The 21,790-nt window shown below is 64.2% G+C and carries 17 protein-coding genes; 8 read left to right on the forward strand and 9 right to left on the reverse strand.

The window, feature by feature from the left end; translation table 11 throughout:
- Nucleotides 1–148 precede the first annotated feature (148 nt).
- Complete coding sequence (locus tag QZY03_RS09605) at nucleotides 149–286, reverse strand: hypothetical protein (protein ID WP_295580405.1); 138 nt, start codon at nucleotides 284–286, stop codon at nucleotides 149–151.
- A gap of 712 nt (nucleotides 287–998) precedes the next feature.
- Between QZY03_RS09605 and QZY03_RS09610 the strand changes: the two genes are divergently transcribed.
- The 7 genes from QZY03_RS09610 to QZY03_RS09640 all read left to right on the forward strand — a co-directional run bounded on the left by QZY03_RS09610 (nucleotide 999) and on the right by QZY03_RS09640 (nucleotide 9,228).
- On the forward strand, nucleotides 999–1,538 hold the full coding sequence (locus QZY03_RS09610; RefSeq protein ID WP_295580407.1) for a GspH/FimT family pseudopilin: 540 nt from the start codon (nucleotides 999–1,001) through the stop codon (nucleotides 1,536–1,538).
- On the forward strand, nucleotides 1,529–2,074 hold the full coding sequence (gene pilV, locus QZY03_RS09615) for a type IV pilus modification protein PilV (protein WP_295580409.1): 546 nt from the start codon (nucleotides 1,529–1,531) through the stop codon (nucleotides 2,072–2,074). Before QZY03_RS09610 ends, pilV begins: the two co-directional genes overlap by 10 nt.
- Nucleotides 2,071–2,883 (forward strand): PilW family protein, encoded by an 813-nt coding sequence (locus tag QZY03_RS09620; protein WP_295580411.1) that lies wholly within the window; start codon nucleotides 2,071–2,073, stop codon nucleotides 2,881–2,883. Before pilV ends, QZY03_RS09620 begins: the two co-directional genes overlap by 4 nt.
- A gap of 56 nt (nucleotides 2,884–2,939) precedes the next feature.
- Nucleotides 2,940–3,455, forward strand: coding sequence for a PilX N-terminal domain-containing pilus assembly protein (locus QZY03_RS09625; protein ID WP_295580413.1), 516 nt, complete (start codon nucleotides 2,940–2,942; stop codon nucleotides 3,453–3,455).
- 190 nt (nucleotides 3,456–3,645) lie between these two features.
- Entirely contained in the window at nucleotides 3,646–8,445 is a 4,800-nt protein-coding gene (locus QZY03_RS09630; protein WP_295580415.1) for a PilC/PilY family type IV pilus protein, read from the forward strand.
- 20 nt (nucleotides 8,446–8,465) lie between these two features.
- Complete coding sequence (locus QZY03_RS09635; RefSeq protein ID WP_295580497.1) at nucleotides 8,466–8,981, forward strand: type IV pilin protein; 516 nt, start codon at nucleotides 8,466–8,468, stop codon at nucleotides 8,979–8,981.
- 58 nt (nucleotides 8,982–9,039) lie between these two features.
- Complete coding sequence (locus QZY03_RS09640; protein ID WP_295580417.1) at nucleotides 9,040–9,228, forward strand: hypothetical protein; 189 nt, start codon at nucleotides 9,040–9,042, stop codon at nucleotides 9,226–9,228.
- 218 nt (nucleotides 9,229–9,446) lie between these two features.
- On the opposite strand, the gene QZY03_RS09645 is transcribed toward QZY03_RS09640, so the two are convergent.
- From QZY03_RS09645 to zwf (QZY03_RS09670), 6 genes are all read right to left on the reverse strand, one after another.
- The gene (locus QZY03_RS09645) at nucleotides 9,447–10,244 is read right to left on the reverse strand and encodes a Cof-type HAD-IIB family hydrolase (protein ID WP_295580418.1); all 798 of its coding nucleotides are present in this window, start codon (nucleotides 10,242–10,244) and stop codon (nucleotides 9,447–9,449) included.
- A gap of 60 nt (nucleotides 10,245–10,304) precedes the next feature.
- Complete coding sequence (zwf, locus tag QZY03_RS09650) at nucleotides 10,305–11,858, reverse strand: glucose-6-phosphate dehydrogenase (RefSeq protein WP_295580420.1); 1,554 nt, start codon at nucleotides 11,856–11,858, stop codon at nucleotides 10,305–10,307.
- A gap of 30 nt (nucleotides 11,859–11,888) precedes the next feature.
- On the reverse strand, nucleotides 11,889–12,908 hold the full coding sequence (gene gnd, locus QZY03_RS09655) for a phosphogluconate dehydrogenase (NAD(+)-dependent, decarboxylating) (RefSeq protein ID WP_295580422.1): 1,020 nt from the start codon (nucleotides 12,906–12,908) through the stop codon (nucleotides 11,889–11,891).
- Between the two features lie 170 nt (nucleotides 12,909–13,078).
- Entirely contained in the window at nucleotides 13,079–15,202 is a 2,124-nt protein-coding gene (gene glgX, locus QZY03_RS09660; RefSeq protein WP_295580424.1) for a glycogen debranching protein GlgX, read from the reverse strand.
- A 10-nt stretch (nucleotides 15,203–15,212) separates the two neighbouring features.
- Nucleotides 15,213–16,859 (reverse strand): glucose-6-phosphate isomerase, encoded by a 1,647-nt coding sequence (pgi, locus tag QZY03_RS09665; RefSeq protein WP_295580426.1) that lies wholly within the window; start codon nucleotides 16,857–16,859, stop codon nucleotides 15,213–15,215.
- A gap of 134 nt (nucleotides 16,860–16,993) precedes the next feature.
- On the reverse strand, nucleotides 16,994–18,475 hold the full coding sequence (gene zwf, locus QZY03_RS09670; RefSeq protein ID WP_295580427.1) for a glucose-6-phosphate dehydrogenase: 1,482 nt from the start codon (nucleotides 18,473–18,475) through the stop codon (nucleotides 16,994–16,996).
- Between the two features lie 127 nt (nucleotides 18,476–18,602).
- Here zwf (QZY03_RS09670) and glgA point away from each other — a divergent pair, with 127 nt between their 5' ends.
- Nucleotides 18,603–20,138, forward strand: coding sequence for a glycogen synthase GlgA (gene glgA, locus QZY03_RS09675; RefSeq protein WP_295580429.1), 1,536 nt, complete (start codon nucleotides 18,603–18,605; stop codon nucleotides 20,136–20,138).
- 146 nt (nucleotides 20,139–20,284) lie between these two features.
- On the opposite strand, the gene panD is transcribed toward glgA, so the two are convergent.
- Both panD and panC read right to left on the reverse strand, forming a co-directional pair.
- Nucleotides 20,285–20,665 carry an aspartate 1-decarboxylase gene (gene panD, locus QZY03_RS09680; RefSeq protein WP_295580431.1) on the reverse strand — a complete coding sequence of 127 codons (381 nt, stop codon included), beginning with the start codon at nucleotides 20,663–20,665 and terminating at the stop codon, nucleotides 20,285–20,287.
- A gap of 154 nt (nucleotides 20,666–20,819) precedes the next feature.
- Entirely contained in the window at nucleotides 20,820–21,671 is an 852-nt protein-coding gene (gene panC, locus QZY03_RS09685) for a pantoate--beta-alanine ligase (protein ID WP_295580433.1), read from the reverse strand.
- Between the last annotated feature and the right edge of the window lie 119 nt (nucleotides 21,672–21,790).

Consider the following 21,790-nt stretch of genomic DNA (forward strand, 5'->3'; position numbering starts at 1 on the left):
ATCCCAACTCTTCGACGGTTGCCCCAAGGCGCCTCACCGCCCCATCGCGACCGCCATGGGCCGACTGCAACAGGCGTTCACGGACCTCTTCGATCAGGCCAAACTCGCGCCGCTCCAAATTTGACGCATGCGCGCAGAAAATTGTTCGTCAAGGAACCCTAGACAGGCTCTTAACCGACTGGGTGACGGTCAGCGGGGTTGGGGAGATCTCGCTGACGGCCGCGGCGGTCGCCAGGCCGGCGGCGACGAGCAGGCCGATGAGGGAGCTGAGTAATGGGTGCTTCATGTCTGGTCCTCGCTGGAAGAACGTTCCTGACTCCACTGCAATGCCTGTACGTCAAACCCGCCAGCTGGCGGCAATTCCAAATTTTGGCGACATCGCGCGACACTGGGTGCCAAGACGTCGCTGTTCTGCGCTGGAACGTTGCAGCAACCCGCGGGTCGGCCCCGCCGCACCCGGCCCGCGACGCGTCGGCGCCCGCGACATGCCCCAGACCAAGACCAGATCGAGACACCAAGCCTTCATGGAATCCTCCGCAAGAAACAACGGCACAGGCCCGCCGCGACGATCGGTCTTTGGGCTATGCTTATGGGTGACAGCGGAGGCGCCCGCCCAGCGGGTCGTGCGCAAGCTTGCCGCTGACAAACTGCGATCTGGCACCCCGTGGAAGAAACGCAACTCTCATGCCGGCAACGCTGGTGTCTCGGGGCCGCTTTGTGCTTCGACGGACCGTTAAACCTGCACTCTTGGTCGCGCGCTTCGGCCAAGCCGCCAGTGTGCGCCCAAGAGGCTGTCCGCTGCGGACGAGAGCCGTGTCGCGTTCTCCCCGGGTGTCTCCTGCTAGACTTCTGGGTGTTGGCGCCGCTTGCCGGTCGGGGGGATTGGGCGCGGTGCGGCGATCTGGTCCTGGCCGCGAGTGGGGGGAGTTCGCAGGATGGCGATTGAACCGGCCGTGTTTGAGTTAACGGAGCGGGCGTCGGTGCATAGGATTGGAAAAATGAACATGCGAAGGGCCTCGGGTTTTACCCTGGTCGAGATAATGGTCGTCCTGACCATCGCCGTCATCCTGCTGGCGGTGGCCGTACCGAGCTTCCAGAGCCTTGTCCGCAATGGTCGTCGGGCCGCGCTCACCAACGAGTTCGTCCTGGCCCTGACCTTTGCCAAGAGTGAGGCCGTGAAGCGGGGTGTCCCGGTCACCGTCTGCAGCCGGGCGACCAATACCACCTGTACCACCGGTGACGGCGCCACGTGGGACAACGGCTGGCTGATCTTTGTCGATAACGATCACGACGGCATCGTGGACGACGCCGATACGCCTCCGGACTTGGTATTGCGGGCCTTCCCCGCCCTGCCCGACGGGAGTACCTTGCGGGGCGGAGCGAGAAAGCGGGTGACTTTTCACGGCACCGGCTTCAGTAAGGGCTTCACCGATACCTTTCGCCTCTGCGATCCCCGCGGTACGACTGAGGGCAAAGCTATCGTCCTTTCGAATCAGGGGCGCGTGAGAACTACCTCCGGGACCACTTTATGTCCATGATCGTATGCGACCGGTCGGATCGTCCCGCACCGGGTGGCGGACTCGGGCTGCGGCAGGCGAGCGAGCGCGGCTTCAACCTGATTGAAGTGCTGGTCGCCATCGTCGTGCTCGCCATTGGCCTGTTGGGGCTGGCGGGGTTGCAGGCACGCAGCCTGCAAAGCGGCCACGGCAGCTTCTACCGGACCGTCGCCTCGCAACAGGCCTATGACATCGCCGACCGGATCGCGGCCAATCTGGCCGGGGTCGCTGGGGGCCATTATGACAATCTGACGGCGACCATCCCCACCGATCCCAACTGCATGACCGCTGGCTGCACGGCGGCCACCATGGCGTTGACCGATCAATATCAATGGCTGCGGGCCAACGCTGTCGTGCTGCCGGGAGGTTCCGGCACGGTCCGATGCGTCATCGGCCCCACCGCCGCCTGCGTGACCTACACGGCCGGCTCCAATCGCATCTTCGAAGTCACCGTCTTCTGGACTGAACGCTTCTGGACTAAACCAACCCAACACTTCGTCACTCGATTTGCACCATGAATGCCCTCTGTCCACCCCTGACCGCCCCTGTCCGGCACGCCCGGTTTCAGATGTGTCCTCAGCGCGGTCTGACGCTGGTCGAGATCATGATCGCGCTCGGTCTCGGCCTGTTGCTGATCTCCGCGGTCGGTGCGGTCTATCTCGGCAGCAACCAGACCTACCGCGCGGCGCAAGACGGCGCGCGCATTCAGGAGGCCGGCCGCTACGCTCTGGACGTGATCGGTCGCAGCCTGCGTCAGGCCGGCTATGCCTTCGTGACGTCCAACCAATCCGCCGCGATGCCGACATTCGCTGGGATACCGCTTACCGGCACCGATGGTTCTGACGGCGCCCCAGATGTCGTCACCACGCAACGCGACATGACGTCCGGCGATCAGTCCTGTGTCGATTCCAGTGGCTCTGGATTCATTCAAGAGAGTTTCAATCTTGATACGACCAATTTTGAACTGCAGTGCGACGGAACGATCGCCGCCGCTCCCGCCGCGCCAGGGGGCGGGCAGCCACTGCTGGAAGGCGTGGAGGATTTGCAGTTCCTCTACGGCATCGATACGAATACCGACCAGTCCGCCGACCGCTATGTCGCAGCGCCAGGCAACTGGAACCAAGTCGTCAGCGCGCGCGTTTGCGTACTGGTCCGCTCAGAAGACCAAGGCAGCGCGCCGTCCCACCAGACCTATTACAATTGCGCCGGGGCCTTGGGCACTGCCGCCACCGATGCTGAGCGCTTTTCGACGGCGACGGACACGCGTCTGCGGCGTGCCTTTGTGGCCACCTTTACCCTGCGTAACCGCATCACGGTTATCCCCTGATCGCCATGTCAAAATGCAGCCCCTCACCAGTCTCCCCTGGCGCGCGCCAGCGCGGCATGGCCCTGATTACCACCTTGATCTTGCTGGTCATGTTGACGATCATCGCCGTGACCGCCGCGCGCATGGCATCTTTCGAAGAGCGGATGGCCGGCAACATGCGCGACCGGGATGTCGCCCTGCGCGCGGCGGAAATGGGTTTGCGCGATGCGGAGCGGGACATCATGAATGCGGGGCCCCCATCTTCTGCCCGCCACATTTCCGGTTGCACCGGATTCACGGCCGATTGTGGGGCTAGCACCATCACATTGAACGACGACGGACTCTGCTACGGCGGCTTCGGCGGCTATGCCACCCCCATCTGGCAGACGGCTGGCATCTTGACCGCAGCGCCAAGCGCTCCTTATGGCGCGTTCACGGGTGCGGCGGCGATCGCCGGGGTGCCGGCACCGCGCTACCTGATCGAATGTATGCCAAAATCGGATGGTTACTATTATCGCATTACAGTGCTCGCGCAGGGCGCCAAACCCGGTACCGCCCTGATGTTAGAGGAAATGTTCACGCCCGGTGAGTAGCCGCGTGGCGCAATGCATGCCGCAGTCGCGGCGTGCCGCCCGCGCGGGGCCGGTGCGTGGATTCAGCGCGGGGTCGTCCGGCAGCGCAGGGCAGCGCGCCGAGCCGGGCCGGGCCGGGCCGGGCCGGCGAAGGGTTGGCGTGGATCGCCAAGCGTCGATAACTGCTCTGTCGAATACAGAAGGGGCAACCATGAACGTCAAACGCATCCTGCTGGTCTTGCTGTTGGGGCCCTGGTCGATCCCGACCTTCGCGGACCTGGCCCTGTCGCAAACTCCGTTGTTCATCTCATCCGTAGACCCGCGCATTCTGCTCCTGATCTCGCGCGATCATCAGCTCTCGATCAAGGCTTTTACGGACTACACCGACCTCACGGGTGATGCGGTGGTGGACAGCACTTACAACGACCGGGTTGCCTACGACGGCTATTTTGATTTCGGCCGATGCTATAGCTATGTGAACAATCGGTTCGAGCCGGCTGGCGCTGTCACCACGGGCACGCACCAATGCGATGGCAGCACCTGGAGCGGCAATTTTCTTAATTGGTCCAGCATGACACGCATGGACCTGCTGCGGAAGAATCTTTATGGCGGTTTTCGCTCGACCGATACGGTGGGCATCGGTTACGAGACGGTGCTGGAGCGCCATTTTCTGCCCATGGATGTGCATGCCTTCGTCAAGGTGTATGCCCCGCCCAGCACCGCGACCGCCACGCTGCCGTCCATCCAGTCGCTCACCGGTCGGAGCGGGCAGACCGCCATCTCCTTGTGCAACGTGACCGACACCACGAGCACTACCCTGACCGGCCAGATGGCCTTTCCCCTGCCGAGTCCGCTGATCAAGGTGGCGTCAGGCGCTTGGCCGCAATGGGATGCATCGGAGGTGAACGAGTGCGCGGTGAACACCGGCTCCAGCACACAACCCACCGCGCTATTGGACACCTATAATGCTCGGGTCCAGGTCTGCGTTGCCGGTAAGTTGGAACGCAACTGCAAGCCTTATACCCACCCGACCACGGCGATACAGACGCTCAAGCCCACCGGGTTGCTGCAGAAATACGGGGATGTGGATGCCGACCGGCGCTCTCTTTTTGGCCTCATGACCGGCAGTTACGCGGCCAACAAATCTGGCGGAGTGTTACGCAAGAATGTGCTGCATATCACCAACAACGCTAATACCAACGTCGCCACCAACGGTGTCTGCGGCAACAACAATACGAACGACGAAGTCGATGTCTGTACCGGCCGGTTCATCAACCAAGCCGCCACGGATGCAGGGATCATCAATACATTGAATCGGCTGCACATCGCGGGATTTCAGTACAGCGGTTCCGGCACTAACAACAAGCACAAGTATAGTTGCGACAGCCCAGGGCTCTTGAGTTTTACCAATGGTCAGTGCGTAGACTGGGGAAACCCCTTGGGCGAAATGTATCTCGAGGCCCTGCGCTACTTTGCCAACGCTGGCGCTACGTCAGCCTTCGATGCTTGGGCCACGTCGCCCAATACCGACGCCACCATCCTAAACTCGCTACCCAAAGTGACCTGGTCCGATCCGCTGCCCGAGACGGAGTGGTGCGGTCTGTCCAGCATCGTCGTGCTGTCCACGGGGCTCAATTCATTCGATACCGACCAGCTCGCCAGCTTCACACCCAGCGGTGGGACGGCGATTGACGCGGCGGCCCTCACCGTGACCGTGGGCGATGCCAGCCATGAGAACGTCAATGGCGGCAGCTATATGATTGGCAACCTGATCGGTGGATCTGGTACCGATATAAATCACCAGTGTACCGCCAAGACGGTCAGCGACCTGGCCCATGCGCAGGGCATCTGTCCGGAGGTCCCGAGCCTCGAAGGGGGCTATGCCATCGCCGGTCTGGCCTACGCACCCAAGACGATCGATCTGCGTCCTGGTTATGCTACGCAGCGCGCCGCCCGCTGGGGCGGTGCCACGCCGATCAATGCAGACTGGGCGCTGCGCCAGCCGTTCAACACCTATGCGCTGCAACTGGCGGAGACGCTGCCGAGTTTCAGTCCGACCGTCGGCACTCGCCGGGTGACCCTGCTGCCGGCCTGCCAAGCGAACAGCACCGCGAGCCCCGGCGTCTGGACGGCCAGCGCGACCGGCTGGCGCAACTGTTCGATGACCAACCTGGTCGTCGATATCAACGTGGCGCTACCTGACGACGTGGGCACCGACACCTCAGCAAAGACGAAGACCTGCAGCGGCAATGGCACCAGCGCTCAATGCTATACGATTTCTTGGGAAGACTCCACTTGGGGCAACGACTACGATATGGACGGCATCCAGCGACTCGGCTACTGTGTCGGGACGGCTTGCAGCACCTTCAAGATGCTGTGTCCGATCCATCTCGCGGATAACGTCACGAACGAGGCGTACGCCACGATAGGTCCCTGGACCACCGTTGCAGCGAATGAGATCATGATTGCAACCTGCGCGACCCAGGCGCAAGCGGGCCATGCACTCACCTTCGGCTATACAGTCTCGGGGAGCACCAACGACGGCCCCTTTTATCCGATTCTGAGACCGGGCAATGCGAACTTCAACGTCGGGTCTGTATTACCAGTCAACGTGACGAACCCGGTCTATACCATATTCACCCAGGGGATCTCCGTCGCGGGGCTCCTGAAGAATCCACTCTGGTACGCTTCCAAATACGGCGGATTCACCGAGTCCACGCCGGCCGCCGGCACCCCGGCACCCAATGTGACATCGGAATGGGATGCGGACGCCAATGGCACCCCTGACAACTATTACGAAATACGTGACCCGGCGCAGCTTGCTGCGGCGCTGTCGAACATCTTCGATGCGGCATCCCAACCAGACGCCTCGGCGGCCTCGGTCGCGACGAACTCGTCGGACCTGCAGATCGAGAGCCGGGTCTTTCAGGCGAAGTTTTCCAGCGCGGACTGGAGCGGCCAACTGTTGTCTTACCGGATCATCACTGGGGGGGTCCTGGCGACGCTTCCTGAATGGGATGCGGCCGTCAAGATCAACACCCAGGATCCGACCACCGGTCGAACGATCATCACCCGGGGCACGGCGGACGGCATCCCCTTCGTTTATTCAAGCCTGACGGCCGCCCAGCAGGTGTTACTCGACCAGGATGCGGCGGCGGTGACGGACCAGTGCGGCGCAGATCGGGTGGACTTCGTGCGCGGCAGCGCCGCGCGGGAAGGCGCCAACGGGACCTTTACCAACGGATCCTGCACCACGAGCAGGTTTCGCCAGCGCACCGCCACTCAAGCGGGATCACGGGTCCATTTCCGATTGGGCGACATCGTCGACTCCAATCCGTGGTACGTGGGTGCACCGCGCGCGGGATTCTCAGACGTTGACTATCCCGGCTACAACGCATTTCGCATGGCCAAGCTCGACCGCAAACCGGTGGTCTATGTGGGGGCCAATGACGGCATGCTGCACGGGTTCGATGCCTCGTTAACCTTCGATGCAGCGCATCCGGAAGGCGTGCCTACGGCAGCCGCCGGTACGGAGGTGTTGGCCTATGTCCCCACCGCGGTCGTTGGCAACCTCACCAAACTCACCGCGCAGAACTATAACAAGAACCACCGGTACTTTGTCGATGGTTCGCCGATGGTGGCGGATGCCTATTTCCGCGTTGCGGCCGACACCGTCGACTGGCGCACCGTATTGATCGGGGCCTTGGGGGGCGGGGGTAAGGGCTACTATGCACTGGATGTCTCAAATCCTGCCACCTTCAGCGAAGCGCACGCGGCGGACCTGCTGTTGTGGGAATTCGATGAAACGGACATGGGCAACGTCTTTAACTTGCCGCCGGTCAGTGCGCTCACCAAACAGGCGAAGCAGATTGTGCGTGTCTGTACGGCTGGCGCGTCCGGTGCCGCGGCCTGTACGGACAGCAAGTGGGCGGTCATTCTAGGCAATGGCTATAACAGCCTGGCGGGCAAGGCCGTACTCTATGTCCTGTTCATTGAAGCTGGTATCGACGGGGTCTGGACTTCCGGTGACTTCGTCAAGCTGGTCGCGGATGCTCCCGTCTCCCCGGCGACCACCGCCGACAATGGCCTCTCCACGCCAGTCCCCTTCGACAGCAACGGCGACGGTTATGCCGACATCGTCTATGCGGGGGATCTGAAGGGCAACCTCTGGAAGTTTCTGATCGGGCGCAATGCGAGCGATGCAACGGTGACCGGCGTCCCCGCGACCTGGAAGGTCGCATTCTCCGGCGCCCCGTTGTTTGCGGCCAAGGATAGCGAGGCGACTCCCGTGGCCCAGCCCATCGTCGGGCCGCCGGAAGTGACCCTGCATCCCAACGGCGGACAGATGGTCCTGTTCGGTACCGGTAAGTATCTCGAATCGGGCGAGAACACCGCCACCATTGGAGTACAGACTCTGTATGGGATCTGGGACAAGCACGATGGGACGACGACCGTGGGGTTGCGTGCGTCCGATCTGCTCCGACAAACGGTCACCGAGGTGGCGACATTGGCGGGAGGGAAGTACCGTATCCTCAGCCAACACCCGGTCAACTGGCGCGTCTCCGCCGGCGCCGCGGCGAACTGTACGACCCCGTGCGCGCCGACGCATCTGGGCTGGTACCTGGATCTGCCGACGAGCAAAGAGCGCAGCACCGGTATCCCGAAGGTGGTGCGGAAAATGGCCTTCTTCAATACCTTCATCCCTTCAGCCGAGCCCTGCAATGTGGGTGGGACAGGTTGGCTGATGGCCTTGGATTGGCGGACCGGTGGCTTGATCAACTTCCGGGTATTCGACACGGATGCGAGCGGCGCGATCGGCATCGGCGACATGCTGGTCGGGGGATATAAGGTTGGCGCGGCCCTCGGGGGCACCACCCTGATCACCGGCACGACCTCAACCTCGGTCGGGGTGGGCGTGTCATCCCTGACCAGCGGCCGGTTGGTGTCGACGCTGATCAACTTCGGTGAAGTGGTCACCGGCCGCTCCAATTGGCGCGAGATCGTTCAATAGGCAGGATCGAGGTCACGATGATGACGCAGCGTAGCAGGTACGGGAGGCCGGGATCACGTCCAACGGGGCGCGCGGGATTCACGCTTATCGAGTTGATGGTCACGGTCGCCATCGTCGCCATCCTGGCGGCAGTGGCCATTCCGTCCTATGTCGAGCAAGTCCGGCGCGGCAACCGCGCCGAGGCCAAGGGGGCGCTGATGGAGGACGCGCAATTCCTGGAGCGGAACTACACGGTGAACAATTGCTATCACCGTACGGACGCCCGTTTTTGCACGACGACCGCGGCCGACGTGACCTTGGCCCGCGCGCAATCGCCGGCAACGGGCACGGCGAAATACACCCTCAGCGCCGCGTATTCGACACCCTGCACCTTGGTGGGGCAGTGCTTCACCTTATCGGCGGCACCTACCGGGTCCATGACCGGGGATCCCTGTGGTACCTTGACGCTGAATCAAACCGGTGTGCAGGGAGCCGGGGATTACGACAAAGATGGGGACACGGACGCGGATGACGTGGCGGCCTGCTGGCAACGATGATCCCGTCCTTGCGGCAGGGTTCGCAGCGGTGTTGATCCCAACGTGCCAGCGCCGGACGTTGCACGAGCCGCCTCGGCGTGACGTGGGGGAGGTGTTGCGGAGCGTCGCGGCCGAGCATTTCGCCGCCTCGATCGCCGTCGCCCGCCTGGTCGTGGTGGTCCTGGCGGGCGGGATCTGGGGACTGCTCCAGGCCCTGCGCGAGGGGCCAAACCGGGCAGCACCCAGTCCCGCGCGTGCTGGGCGCTGACGGCACTGGCCGGCGGCATTGAACTGTCCATCCTGCGCGGGGGCGTATTCCATCCCCATTACCTGATCCAACTCGCCCCGATTCTTGCGATCTTCGCCGCGCCGCTATGCTATCGCGCGCGGCGCGGGCGGGTTCTGCACGGCGCCTTGGCGATCGCGGTGGCACGTCTGGTTCAGGTCGCGTCGTTCTCGGGGTCGTCGCCTGGCGTTGCCGGATATTCAGCCGGCCAGGAACAGCCGTTCCAGATGGTGCGCGACGGATTCGTCCGTGTTGTTGCCGATGACTTGCAACCCCGGCAGCGCCTGCTTGAGGCGCGGATCCGCGTTCTCCATGACGATCCCGGTGCCGACCTGGGTGAGCATTTCCAGGTCGTTCATCCCATCACCGAAGGCGAGAATCTGCGCCAGGCCGATCCCCAGTCGTTGCGCGACCCCGGCGAGCGCGGCGCCCTTGGAAACGCCAAGGGCCATGATCTCGAGTGTCACGGGGAGCGAAAAGGTGGTGGTGACGCGATCGCCGAAGCGGTCCAGGACCGACTGCTCGATCTCCAGCAGGCGCTCATGATCGCCGAAGAAAAACACCTTCAGCACATTGGTGCCGTCGATGGTCGCCAGATCGACGATGCGATAGCTGAACCCGGAGTCCTGATGGTAGCTCAACAGATAGGGCTCCGGGCGGGCGACCAGCCAGTCAGTCGTGCGATAGATGTTGGTGTGGACATCGGCCCAGGCGGGGTTGGTGATGAGTGCCCGCGCGCATGCCGGGTCCAGTGACCAGCAATCGACCAGACGCGACTCGCGGTCATGCACCGCGGCACCGTTGGATGAGATCAGACAGCCGTGACCACCGAGCTGGTTCGCGTAGGTCCGGATGTCCTGAAAGTGGCGGCCCGAGGCCAGCATCAGATCGACATCGCGTTCGCGCAGCCGGGCGAGGACCGACAGGGTGTAGTCGCCGAGCCGATGCTCCGGATTGAGCAGGGTCCCGTCGAGGTCACAGACCACGAGTTTGTACATGAGTGTGTTCCGGTAGGCCGTTCAGCGCCATCGCAATCAGGAGCAAACAGGTTCTTGAAGTCATTGTCCGCAGCGTGTTGGACTCGGAGTGGCGATCGGCCGCCAGCGGCGCCCGTCGTGGCGCAGCAAGTCCTCGGCGGCCTCCGGTCCCCAAGTGCCGGCGGCATAGTTGGGGAAGTTGCGGGCCGGCAGGGCCTGCCAGACATCCATCACCGACTCCACGATCTCCCAGCCCTTCTCGACCGTATCGGCGTGCTTGAATAGCGTGGCGTCCCCATGCATGCAGTCGTAGATCAGCGTCTCGTAGCCGGTGGCGGGCGCGTTGCCGAAATAGTCCGCGTAACAAAAATCCATGTTGACGGTGCCGATGCGCATGGTCGGCCCCGGAACCTTGGCGCTGAACCCCAATTGGATGCCCTCGTCGGGCTGGATGCGCAGCACCATCATATCCGGATTCATGTCTTCCAGGTCCATGCCCTTGAACATGGTGGTCGGCGCCTTTTTGAACTGGATGGCGACCTCGGTATATTGGGCGGGCAGGCGCTTGCCGGTGCGCAGATAAAAAGGGACGCCGGCCCAACGCCAGTTGTCCATGGTGAGTTTCAGCGCGGCGAAGGTCTCAGTGCGGGAGTTCGGATTGACTCCGGGTGAATTGCGATAAGCCTGGACCTGCTCCCCATTCGGCATCCTGCCTTCGCCATACTGGCCGCGCACCGCATGGGTTAGCACCTGTTCCGGGGTCAGCGGCTCGATGGCGTCCAGCACCTTGTTGATTTCGTCGCGCACCGCGCAGGAGTCGAATGAATTGGGTGGTTCCATCGCCAGGAAACCCAAGAGTACCAGCAGGTGGTTGGGGATCATGTCGCGCAGGGCGCCGGCTTCCTCGTAATAGGCCCCGCGGTGTTCGACGCCGACCGATTCGGCCACTGTGATCTGTACATGGTCGATGTGCTGGCGGTTCCACAGCGGCTCGATGAAGCCGTTGGAGAACCGGAAGACCATGATGTTCTGGACCGTCTCTTTGCCCAGATAGTGGTCGATGCGGTAGATCTGCTCCTCGTCCATGGTCTCATGGAGCATCCCGTTAAGTTCTTTGGCCGACTCCAGGTCGTGGCCGAAAGGTTTTTCGATGATCACCCGGCGCCAGTCGTCCGGGGTTTCAGCGGTGAGTCCGACCTCACCCAGCAGACGGGTGATGCCGCCGAACAGGCTGGGCGGAACGGCGAGATAGAACAGATAGTTGCCCTCGGTGCCGCGTTCGGCGTCGAGGCGCGTGAGATGCTCGCACAAGGCCATGTGACTCTCGACATCGGTGAAATCGGCCTTCATGTAGTGCAGTTGGCCGCACAGCCGATCCCAGGTCTGCGCGTCCCAGGCGCTCCCGACATGTTGGCGCACCTCCGCGGCCAGCAGGTCACGGTAAGCGCCGTCATCCAGCTCCAGCCGGTCGAGCCCGAGGACCGCGAAGGTGTCCGGCAGCAGTCCGCCGTGGCACAGGTGGAACAGTGCCGGGATCAGCTTGCGCTTGGTTAGATCCCCGCCGGCGCCGAAGATGATCATGACGCAGGGCGGAGCCGGCGCGGCTGTCTCGGAACTCATGTGCTGGTGTGACACGGGGCTCTCCTGAGGTCGGCTAAGCAAAAATTATATGGCCTTGGGTTGTTCGTGGTGCCCGCCGAACTGGTAGCGCATGGCCGAGAGCAACTGATTGGCGAAGTCGGCCTCGCCGCGGGAGTTGAAACGTTCATAGAGCGCGGTCGTCAGGAGCGGTGCCGGGGTTCCGGTTTCGATGGCGGCGAGCGCGGTCCAGCGTCCCTCGCCGGAGTCGGAGACGCGTCCGCTGAACTGCTTGAGGTCCGGATCGGCCAGCAGGGCGTTGGCGCTCAGATCCAGCAGCCAGGAGGCGACGACACTGCCGCGCCGCCACACCTCGGCAACCGCGCCCAGGTCGATTGCGTACTGATAGTGCTCCGGGTTGCTCAAAGGGGCGGTCTCGGCATCGGCCGGCCGGTCGGCGCGCCCGACGCCCGCGTGTTTGAGCAGGTTGAAGCCCTCCGCATAGGCCGCCATCAGGGCATACTCGATGCCGTTGTGAACCATCTTCACGAAGTGACCAGCGCCGTTCGGGCCGCAGTGCAGGTACCCCTGTTCGGCCCGGTTCGGCGGGCCGTCGCGCCCGGTCGTGCGCTCAATGGTGCCAAGCCCGGGGGCGAGGGCGGCGAAGATGGGGTCCAGGCGCTCCACCGCCTCGGGGTCGCCGCCGATCATCAGACAGTAACCGCGCTCCAGGCCCCAGACGCCGCCGCTGGTGCCGCAGTCGACGAAGTGAATGCCCAGGGGCCGCAGCCGGTCGGCATGAGCCAGATCGTCGCGATAATTGGAGTTTCCGCCGTCGATCAGGGTGTCGCCCGCGCTCAGATGGGGCACCAGGTCGTCGATGACATGATCGACCACCGCGGCCGGGACCATGATCCAGGCATTACGCGGCTGGGTGAGTCGGGCACAGAAATCGGCTAGGTCGGCGGCGGCGACCGCCCCCTCCGCGACCAGCGCGGCCGCCGCCGCCGCATCCCGATCGTAGACCACACACTGATGCCCGGCGCGCAGCAGACGCAGGACCATATTGGCGCCCATCCGGCCGAGACCGATCATTCCGAGTTGCATGGCGTGATTCCTCTGGTTGTGGTACCGGTGCGGGTTGCTCTTGAAGGCGCATAGCGCCGTTGTCGTAATCGAGGTTTTTTTCTCGTTCCCACGCTCCAGCGTGGGAATGCCGTCCGGCCGCTCCAGCGGCCGGTGGCGCCACGCGAGGGCTTCCGCGTCGCGAGACTTGCTCAGCCCGTAGGTTGGGGTGAGGAACGAACCCCAACCTCCCGGCTACCCTGCGCTTCGAGCACCACCAGGCTGCGCGGCCCCACCCGGATGCAGCCGCTGACGAGCGATGCCGGGTAATCCGGCGGAAAAACTCCCGGCTCCGTGGTGGTGTCGACCGCCAGGAGCCAACGCCGGCCCGGCAGCACCGGCACCGCGAACGCCTGCATCTCCTCCCCCATGTTGAACATCGCGTGCAGCGGCGGTTCCTCCTCCGTGGTCCCCGCCAGGGTGAAGGCCAGGGTGCGGGCCTCCGGATCATCCCAGTCGGGGGCGTCGAGGCTGACCCCATGCCAGGCGATGTCCGGCAGGGTCCGGCCGGATTCGATCTGGCCGGTGAGGAAGCGGTCGCGGGTCAGGCTCGGGTGGCGGCGGCGCAGACAGATCATGCCGCGGACGAAGTTCAGCATGGGCTGGTTCGCCTGCACCTGGTCCCAGGCAAACCAGGACAAGGCGTTGTTCTGGCAGTAGGTGTTGTTGTTACCGCGCTGGGTGTGCAGGACTTCGTCGCCCGCCAACAGCATCGGCACACCCTGGCTCAGCATCAGGATGGCGATGAAGTTGCGGGCCTGGCGGCGGCGCAGCGCGACAATATCGGGGTCGTCGCTCGGCCCTTCGACGCCGCAGTTCCAACTGATGTTGTGATCGCTGCCGTCGCGGTTCTGTTCCCCATTGGATTCGTTGTGTTTGCGGTCATAGCTCACCAGATCCCAGAGGCTGAAGCCGTCATGGCAGGTGATGAAGTTCACCGAGTTGATGGGCAGGCGCCCGCGCGCTTCATACAGGTCGCTCGAACCGGCCAGGCGGGTGGCCACCTCGGAGATCAGGCCAGGGTCGCCGCGCACGAACGCGCGCATCAGGTCCCGATAGCGTCCGTTCCATTCGGCCCAGCGGAAGCCCGGGAAGTCACCCACCTGATAGAGCCCGGCCGCGTCCCAGGCCTCGGCGATGATGTGGGCGCGGTGCAGGTAGGGTGACAACTCGGTTTGCCATAGCAAGGGGGCGTGGTATTGGGGATTGCCGTCCTCGCCGCGGGCCAGCGCGCTGGCCAGGTCGAAGCGGAAGCCGTCCACGTGCATCTGTTGTACCCAGTACAGCAGCGAGTCCACCAGGAAGCGGGTGACGATCGGGTGGTTACAGTTGACGGTGTTCCCGCAGCCGGTATAGTCCCGATACAGTCGCCGGTCGTCGAAGTCCAGGTGATAGAAGACCTCGTTGCCCAGGCCCTTGAGGTTGATGGTCGGCCCGTCCACGCCGCCCTCGGCGGTGTGGTTGAAGACGACATCCAGCAAGACGCCGATCCCGGCCCGGTGCAGGGCTTTGACCAGATCGCGGAACTCATCACGGGCGCGCGCCTGTTCCACCGCGAAGTGGGGGTGGGGAGCGAAGAAGCTGTGAGTGCTGTAACCCCAGTAGTTCGTCAGCCCGCGCCCGGCGGTATCGGGCGGGACGTCCTGGGGGTCGAACGCCATGATCGGCAGCAGTTCCACATGGGTGATGCCGAGTTGCAGGAGATAGGGGATCTTCTCGATGAGCGCCCGGTAGGTGCCCGGGTGGGTCGTACCGGATGCCGGGTGGCGCGTGAAACCGGCCAGATGCATCTCGTAGATGACCGCGCGGTTCATCGGGACGTGGATGGGCGCATCGCCCTCCCAGTCATAGTCGTCACGCACCACCATGGCGCGCATGGCGCTGTCCAGATTGTCGCCGCGAACTCGGGCGCGCTTGCGGTCCCAGAGGCGATCGCTCACGGTGGTCGCCCAGGGGTCCAGGAGCGCCTTGCCGGGGTCGAACCGACAGCCGCTTTCGCGGGTGTCGCAGGGTCCCGCGGCGCGCCAGTTATAGCAGGTGCCGTCGGGGAGTCCCAGAACCAGCACATGCCAGAAATAGAAGGTTCGGTTGACCCTGGGGTCGAGTGAGATGATCTGGAAGGGCGCGGCGGCCTCGACGTGATCGAACAGCAGGAGATCCAGCCGGTCGGCCAGCCGGCTGAAGACGCAAAAGTTCACCCCCGCCGCCGTCACGGTGGCACCGCCCTGCTCCCAGTGGCCGGGAGCGATCTGATAGTGGGACTGGTTCATCCGCATCCCCGCCCGACTAAGCGCGCGCCCCGCGCATGAAGTGTTCGAGCAGCGCCCTGGTGGAGGCGTCATGGTCCGCGGAGACCTGGCCCTCCTGCAGTTCCTTCAGGATAACCCCGGCGAGCTGTTTACCGAGTTCCACCCCCCACTGATCGAATGAGTTGAGGCCCCAGAGAATGCCCTGGGTGAAGATGCGGTGTTCATAGAGTGCGATCAGGGCGCCCAGCGTGTGGGGGGTGAGGCGCTCCATGAGGATGCTGTTGGTCGGCCGGTTGCCGGGGAAGGTGCGGTGACTGGCCAGGAATTGCGCGCGCTCTTCGGGCATCCCGGCCGCCCGCAGTTCGGCCAGGGCTTCCTCGAAGGTGCGCCCGCGCATCAGCGCCTCGGTTTGGGCGAAATAGTTCGCCATGAACTTGGCGTGATGGTCGCCCAGCGGGTTGTGGCTGTGGACGGCGCCGATGAAGTCCGCCGGGATCATCTGGGTGCCCTGGTGGATGAGCTGGTAGAAGGCGTGCTGGCCGTCGGTGCCGGGCTCGCCCCAGACCACGGGTCCGGTGCTGTAGTCCACGGCGACCCCGTCACGGGTGACCCGCTTGCCGTTGCTCTCCATATCGCCCTGTTGCAGATAGGCGGGCAGGAAGCGCAGATACTGATCATAGGGCAGCACGGCGTGCGTGCGGGCGCCGGCGAAGTTGGCATACCAGACGCCGATCAGACCCAGGATGGCGGGGATGTTTTCGCTGAGGTCCGCATCCCGGAAGTGCTCATCCATCGCATGGGCGCCCTCCAGCAGTTCCACGAAGCGGTCGAAGCCGACGGCCAGGGCGATCGGCAGGCCGATGGCGGACCACAGTGAGTAGCGTCCGCCCACCCAGTCCCAGAAGCCGAACATGTTGGCGGTGTCGATACCGAATTCCGCGACCTTGTCGCCATTGGTCGACACGGCCACGAAGTGACGGGCCACCGCCGCCGGGTCTTGCAGCGCCGCCAGGGTCCAGTCCCGCGCGCTGTTGGCGTTGGTCATGGTCTCCTGGGTGGTGAAGGTCTTGGAGGCCACCACGAAGAGGGTGGTGGCGGGGTCCAGATGGCGGACGGTCTCGGCGAGGTGGGTGCCGTCGACGTTGGACACGAAATGGACGCGCAACGTGTCGCTGAGATAAGGACCCAGCGCGGCGCAGACCATTTTCGGTCCGAGGTTGGATCCGCCAATGCCGATGTTGACCACGTCGGTGATGGCGCGGCCCGTGAAACCCTTCCAGTCGCCGGAGCGGACCTGCGTGACGAATACGGCCATGCGCTCCAGCACCGCGTTGATCTGCGGCATCACGTCGGCGCCATCGACATAGATCGGCCGGTTCGACCGGTTGCGCAGGGCCACGTGGAGCACGGCCCGTTGCTCGGTGTTGTTGATCTGGTCGCCCGCGAACATGCGTCGGATCCAGCCCTGCAGATCCACTGCCGCCGCCAGGTCGAACAGGAGCTTGAGCGTCTGGGGCTCGATCAGGTTCTTGGAGAAGTCGACCCGCAGTCCGGCGGCGGACAGGGTCATGGCCGCGGCGCGCTTGGGGTCGGCCGCGAACAGGTCGCGCATCCGCGTGTCTTTCATCTGCTGCCAGTGCCGTTCCAGGGCCTGCCATTGGGGGGTCTGAGTGACGAGCGACATGGGCTTCTCCTTTGGTTGGTAACTCTTATCGGTGGTAGCGCTATTCTGGTTCGGTCGATGTTGTCCGAGCCCCGTGCGGAGCGCGCCAAGCCTAGCACGACCGGTGGTTCCAGGCTGACCGCAATTGGGCTGCTTCAGTCCGCCGCGTCGAGCCCGTTGCGCCAGTCCTGGTCCTCCCGATCGAACAGCCGGTTGGCCTCCGCCGGTCCCCAGGACCCGGCAGCGTAGGTGTGGATATAGTCCCGCTCGGTGGCCCATAACTGCAACACCGGATCCACCACCTGCCAGGCCCAGTTGACCTCGTCGGCACGCAGGAAGTGGGTATGGTCCCCGGCGATCACGTCCAGGATCAAGGCCTCGTAGGCCTCGTTGTGCTCCGGGGACAGTGTGCAGGAGGAGGCGTCCAGGCGTTCGGTACGGGTGCGCATCTCAAGCCCCGGCTGCTTGACCTGGAGTTCCAGACGCATGCACTCGTGGGGCTGCAGGTTGAGCAGGATCCAGTTCGGCTTGAGTCGCGTGATGGGCGTCGGTTGGAACAACTGCTGCGGCGGGTGCTTGAAGCGGATGGCGATCATGGAGTTGGTTCCGGTCAGCCGCTTGCCGGTGCGCAGATAGAAGGGGACGTTGCGCCAGCGCCAGTTGTCGATATAGAGCTTGAGTGCCGCGTAGGTCTCGGTCGTGCTGTTCGCGGCAACCCCCGGTTCTTCCAGGTACCCCGGCACCTTGCCCTGGGAATCCCGTCCCGGCGCGTACTGGGCGCGTAACGCCTGGGCGTGGACCGCCGACCGCGGGATCGGCCGGATCGAGCGCAGGACCTTCACCTTCTCATCGCGCAGCGCCTCGGCGTCCAGGCTGGGCGGCGGCTCCATGGCGACCAGGGTGAGCAACTGCAGCAGGTGGCTTTGAATCATGTCGCGCAGCGCCCCAATGCCGTCATAAAAACCGGCCCGCTCGCCAATGCCCTGGGACTCGGCGTGGGAGATTTGCACATGATCGATATAGTTGCGGTTCCACAGGGGTTCGAGCATGAGGTTGGCGAAGCGGAACACCAGGATGTTTTGCACTGTGCTCTTGCCGAGATAATGATCGATCCGGTAGACCTGGTCTTCGGCGAAGCAGCGGCGCAGGTGCTGGTCCAAGATGCGGGCACTTTCCAGATCGAAGCCGAAGGGTTTTTCCACGACCAGGCGGGACCAGCCCTGGTCCTGCGCGTGCAGCCCCAGAACCGTCAGTTGCTCCGCCACGATGGCGTAGTGGTGCGGGGCGATGGCCAGATAAAATACCCGGTTGTTCGGTAACTGGTCTTCGTCGTGCAAGCGCCGGGCGAGTTCGGCATAGCCCGCGGCGGTCTCCAGGTTGCCCTCGGCGAAATGCAGGCGGGCCAGCAGCGGCTCCAGCACCGCCGCTTGCGGGCCGCCCTTGATCCGCGCGGCCAGGATGCCCTGGACCACGTCGCGCCACTGCGCATCCGACCAGGGCCGACGACCGCAGCCGAGGATGCGGGTCTGCGGATGCAGGTGCCCCGCCGCCTCCAGGTAATAGAGTGCCGGCAGGAGCTTGAGACCCGCCAGGTTGCCGGTGGCCCCGAAGATGACAATCGTGCATGAATCCAACATGGAAGCCCCTTTCGACGAAGGAAAAATGTGCTAACGTGGCCGTCGTCAAAAAACTGCCACAACTGGTGGCAACCCCAATCCACCCCCAAGGACGCCCGCGGCGTCCTGCCAGATGCAGGGACCCGTTATGGACCAATCACCTGATCGGCACCCCAGCCTGGCCGGCCTGCGGGTCCTGGTGGCCAGCAGCGAGGCGCACCCCCTGATCAAGACCGGCGGCCTGGCGGATGTGGCCGGCAGCCTGCCCATCGCCCTGTGCGACCTCGGCCACGACGCCCGGTTGATTATGCCTGGCTATCCGCGCGCTGCACGACAGTTGCGTGCGTCCACCGCACTGTGTGAGGTCGCTATCGCGGGTGCCAAGGGCGCGGTGCGCATCATCGAGGGTCGTCTCCCGGACCATGAGGTGCCGGTCTATCTGGTGGATGCGCCCGAGTATTTTTGTCGTGAGGGCAATCCTTATACCGACCTGTCCGGGCGCGACTGGGGCGATAACGCGGAGCGCTTCTTGTTGTTCAGCCGGGTCGTGGCGCAGCTGGCCGCGGGACTGCCCGCGCTCGGCTGGCGGCCCGATGTGCTGCATGCCAACGACTGGCAGACCGCGCTGGCTCCGGCGCTGTTGCATGGCGTTCCGGAGCGCCCGGCAACCGTCTTTACGATTCACAATCTGGCGTATCAGGGGCTCTTCGACCGCGCAACCTTCGACCGCATCGGTCTGCCCCTGGCCCTGTGGAGTGTGGCCGGGCTCGAGTTTCATCAGCGGATGTCGTTCATCAAGGGCGGGATCGTCTTCGCGGACCGGGTCAACACCGTCAGCCCGACCTATGCGGAGGAGGTGCGCACGGTGCGCGGCGGCTGCGGGTTGGAAGGGCTGCTGCGCCAGATCGGGTCACGCTTTTCCGGCATCCTGAACGGGATCGACTATCGGGACTGGAATCCCGCCACCGATCCGCTGATCCTCCAGAACTATGAGGCGTCGACCTTCAATCTGAAGGCGGAGAACAAGCTGGACCTGCAGCGCGAGTTCGGGCTGACCCGCAACGAAGGCGCCTTCCTGATGGGCTATGTCGGTCGTCTGGTGGAACAGAAAGGGCTGGACCTGATTCTCGGCGTCCTGCCGGGGCTGCTGCAGGATCCGGATGTGCAGTTCGTGGTCCAGGCCTCCGGCGAGCGGCCGCTCGAAGAGGCGCTCCAGGCCCTGGCGACCGAGCGTCCGCGTCAAGTCGGGGTCTCGTTCGGTTACGACGAGAATCGTGCGCACCGCATCGAGGCCGGCTGTGACGCCTTTTTGATGCCGTCGCGGTTCGAGCCCTGCGGGCTCAATCAGCTCTACAGCTTGCGCTATGGTACGCCGCCGATCGTCCATCGCACCGGCGGTCTGGCGGATACGGTGGTCCATGCCGGCGCCGAGACGCTGGCGGCCGGGGCCGCGACCGGTTTCCTGTTCGAGGAGCCGAGCGTGGCCGCACTCGGGAAGGCGCTCGGGCAGGCGTTGGCGCTGTACCGCGGCAATCCGGACGGCTGGCGCGCCCTGGCGATCACCGGGATGGCGCGGGATTTCAGTTGGGAGGCTAGCGCGCGCTCCTACGTCCGACTCTATGAGGAGGCCATCGCCGATCGGCGCATTGCCACGGCTGGTGTGAACGAGGCTTCGCCGGCCTGATATCCGGGCGCGGTTGACATTAGGCTCTTCGGGTGCGTAGTCAGGCCATCCTGGCCTGACACCGTCAGGGCTGGAAGCCCTGACTACGCACGCCGCTGGCCGGGATTACGACCAAGGCCCACCCGATCGCCCAGTCGATCGCTCGCTCAGGCAGCCTGCGCGGGGATCGATTCGCCGGTGCGGGTCACCCGATTGGTCTCATTGAGGTAGACCAGGGCGGGTTTGAAGAGTCGTGCCTCTTGCTCGCTCATCCCGGCGTAGGCGCAGATGATCACCCGATCGCCGGGGGCCGCCTTATGCGCGGCCGCCCCGTTGACCGAGATCACCCGTGAGCCGGCCGCGGCGCGGATCGCGTAGGTGGTAAATCGCTCACCATTGGTAACGTTATAGATTTGGATCTGCTCATACTCCCGGATGCCGGCGAGCCGCAGCAGTTCCTCGTCGATCGCGCAGGAGCCCTCGTAGTCCACTTCGGCGTGGGTCACGCAGGCCCGGTGCAGCTTGCATTTCAGCAAGGTCAGTTGCATGTGCATTGTCCTCCGCTTGGCCGCTTGGGCCGGGGGGTGGTTAGGGCCTGAAATCCCGTAAAAAAACCCGATTTATTTCAGATAAGTGACGATTCTAGCGCAGAGTTTGCTGCGCCGCACCATCGTTTATGTAGTCAATTCAGCCGAGTTGTCATCAGCTCGGCCGAATCAGGCGCAGGTTATCGATCAGCCGCGCCCGCCCCAGATAGGCGGCTGCCAGGATCACCAGATCCCGATCCGCCGCGGTCGGCTGCCCCAGATCCTCGGCCCGTCGCACACTGACATAGTCAGGCCGCAGCCCCGCGTCCGCAATAGTCGTGATCGTCTGGGCCTCCGCCTCGGGCGGTGCTGTACCGGCGCGAAGTCTCTGGGCAGCGTCGGTCAGTGCCCGGTAGATCACCGGCGCGCGCGCGCGCTCGGCGGCGGTAAGATACCCGTTACGCGAGCTCATCGCCAAGCCGTCCGTTTCCCGTACCGTGGGTACGGTGATGATGGTCACCGGCAGCGCCAGGTCCGCAACCATCCGGCGGATGACGAGGCATTGTTGGAAATCCTTCTCTCCGAACAACGCCAGGTCCGGTTGGACCATGTTCAGGAGTTTGCAGACAACGGTTGCCACGCCGATGAAATGGCCCGGCCGACTGGCCCCGCACAGCAGATCACTGACTCCCGGCACTTCGACCCGGGTGTGCGTCTTCTGTCCGTGTGGGTAGACGGTGTCGACGTCTGGGGTGAACAACAGGTCACAGCCGGCGTCGGTCAGCAGCTCCGCGTCGCGTTGCGGGGTCCGCGGGTAGGCCGCCAGATCCTCGGTGGGGCTGAATTGCAGCGGGTTGACGAAGATGCTCGCCACCACCCGCGGCGCCTGTTTGCGCGCCTCGCGGACCAGCGTGATATGGCCCTCGTGGAGGTTGCCCATGGTCGGCACGAAGGCGATCCGTTCGCCCGCGGCCCGCCAGGCGCGGCACTGGCCGCGCAGATCATTCAGTTGTTCAACGATGTGCATGGGGGGGCCTCGGATTCCTCAGGTTCTCGTTCCCACGCTCCAGCGTGGGAATGCCGTCCGGCCGCTCCAGCGGCCAGTGGCGCCACTTGACGGCTTCCGCGTCGCGACTTGCTCCCACG

The organism is uncultured Lamprocystis sp. (genome assembly GCF_903933125.1).
Classification (GTDB): domain Bacteria; phylum Pseudomonadota; class Gammaproteobacteria; order Chromatiales; family Chromatiaceae; genus Thiodictyon.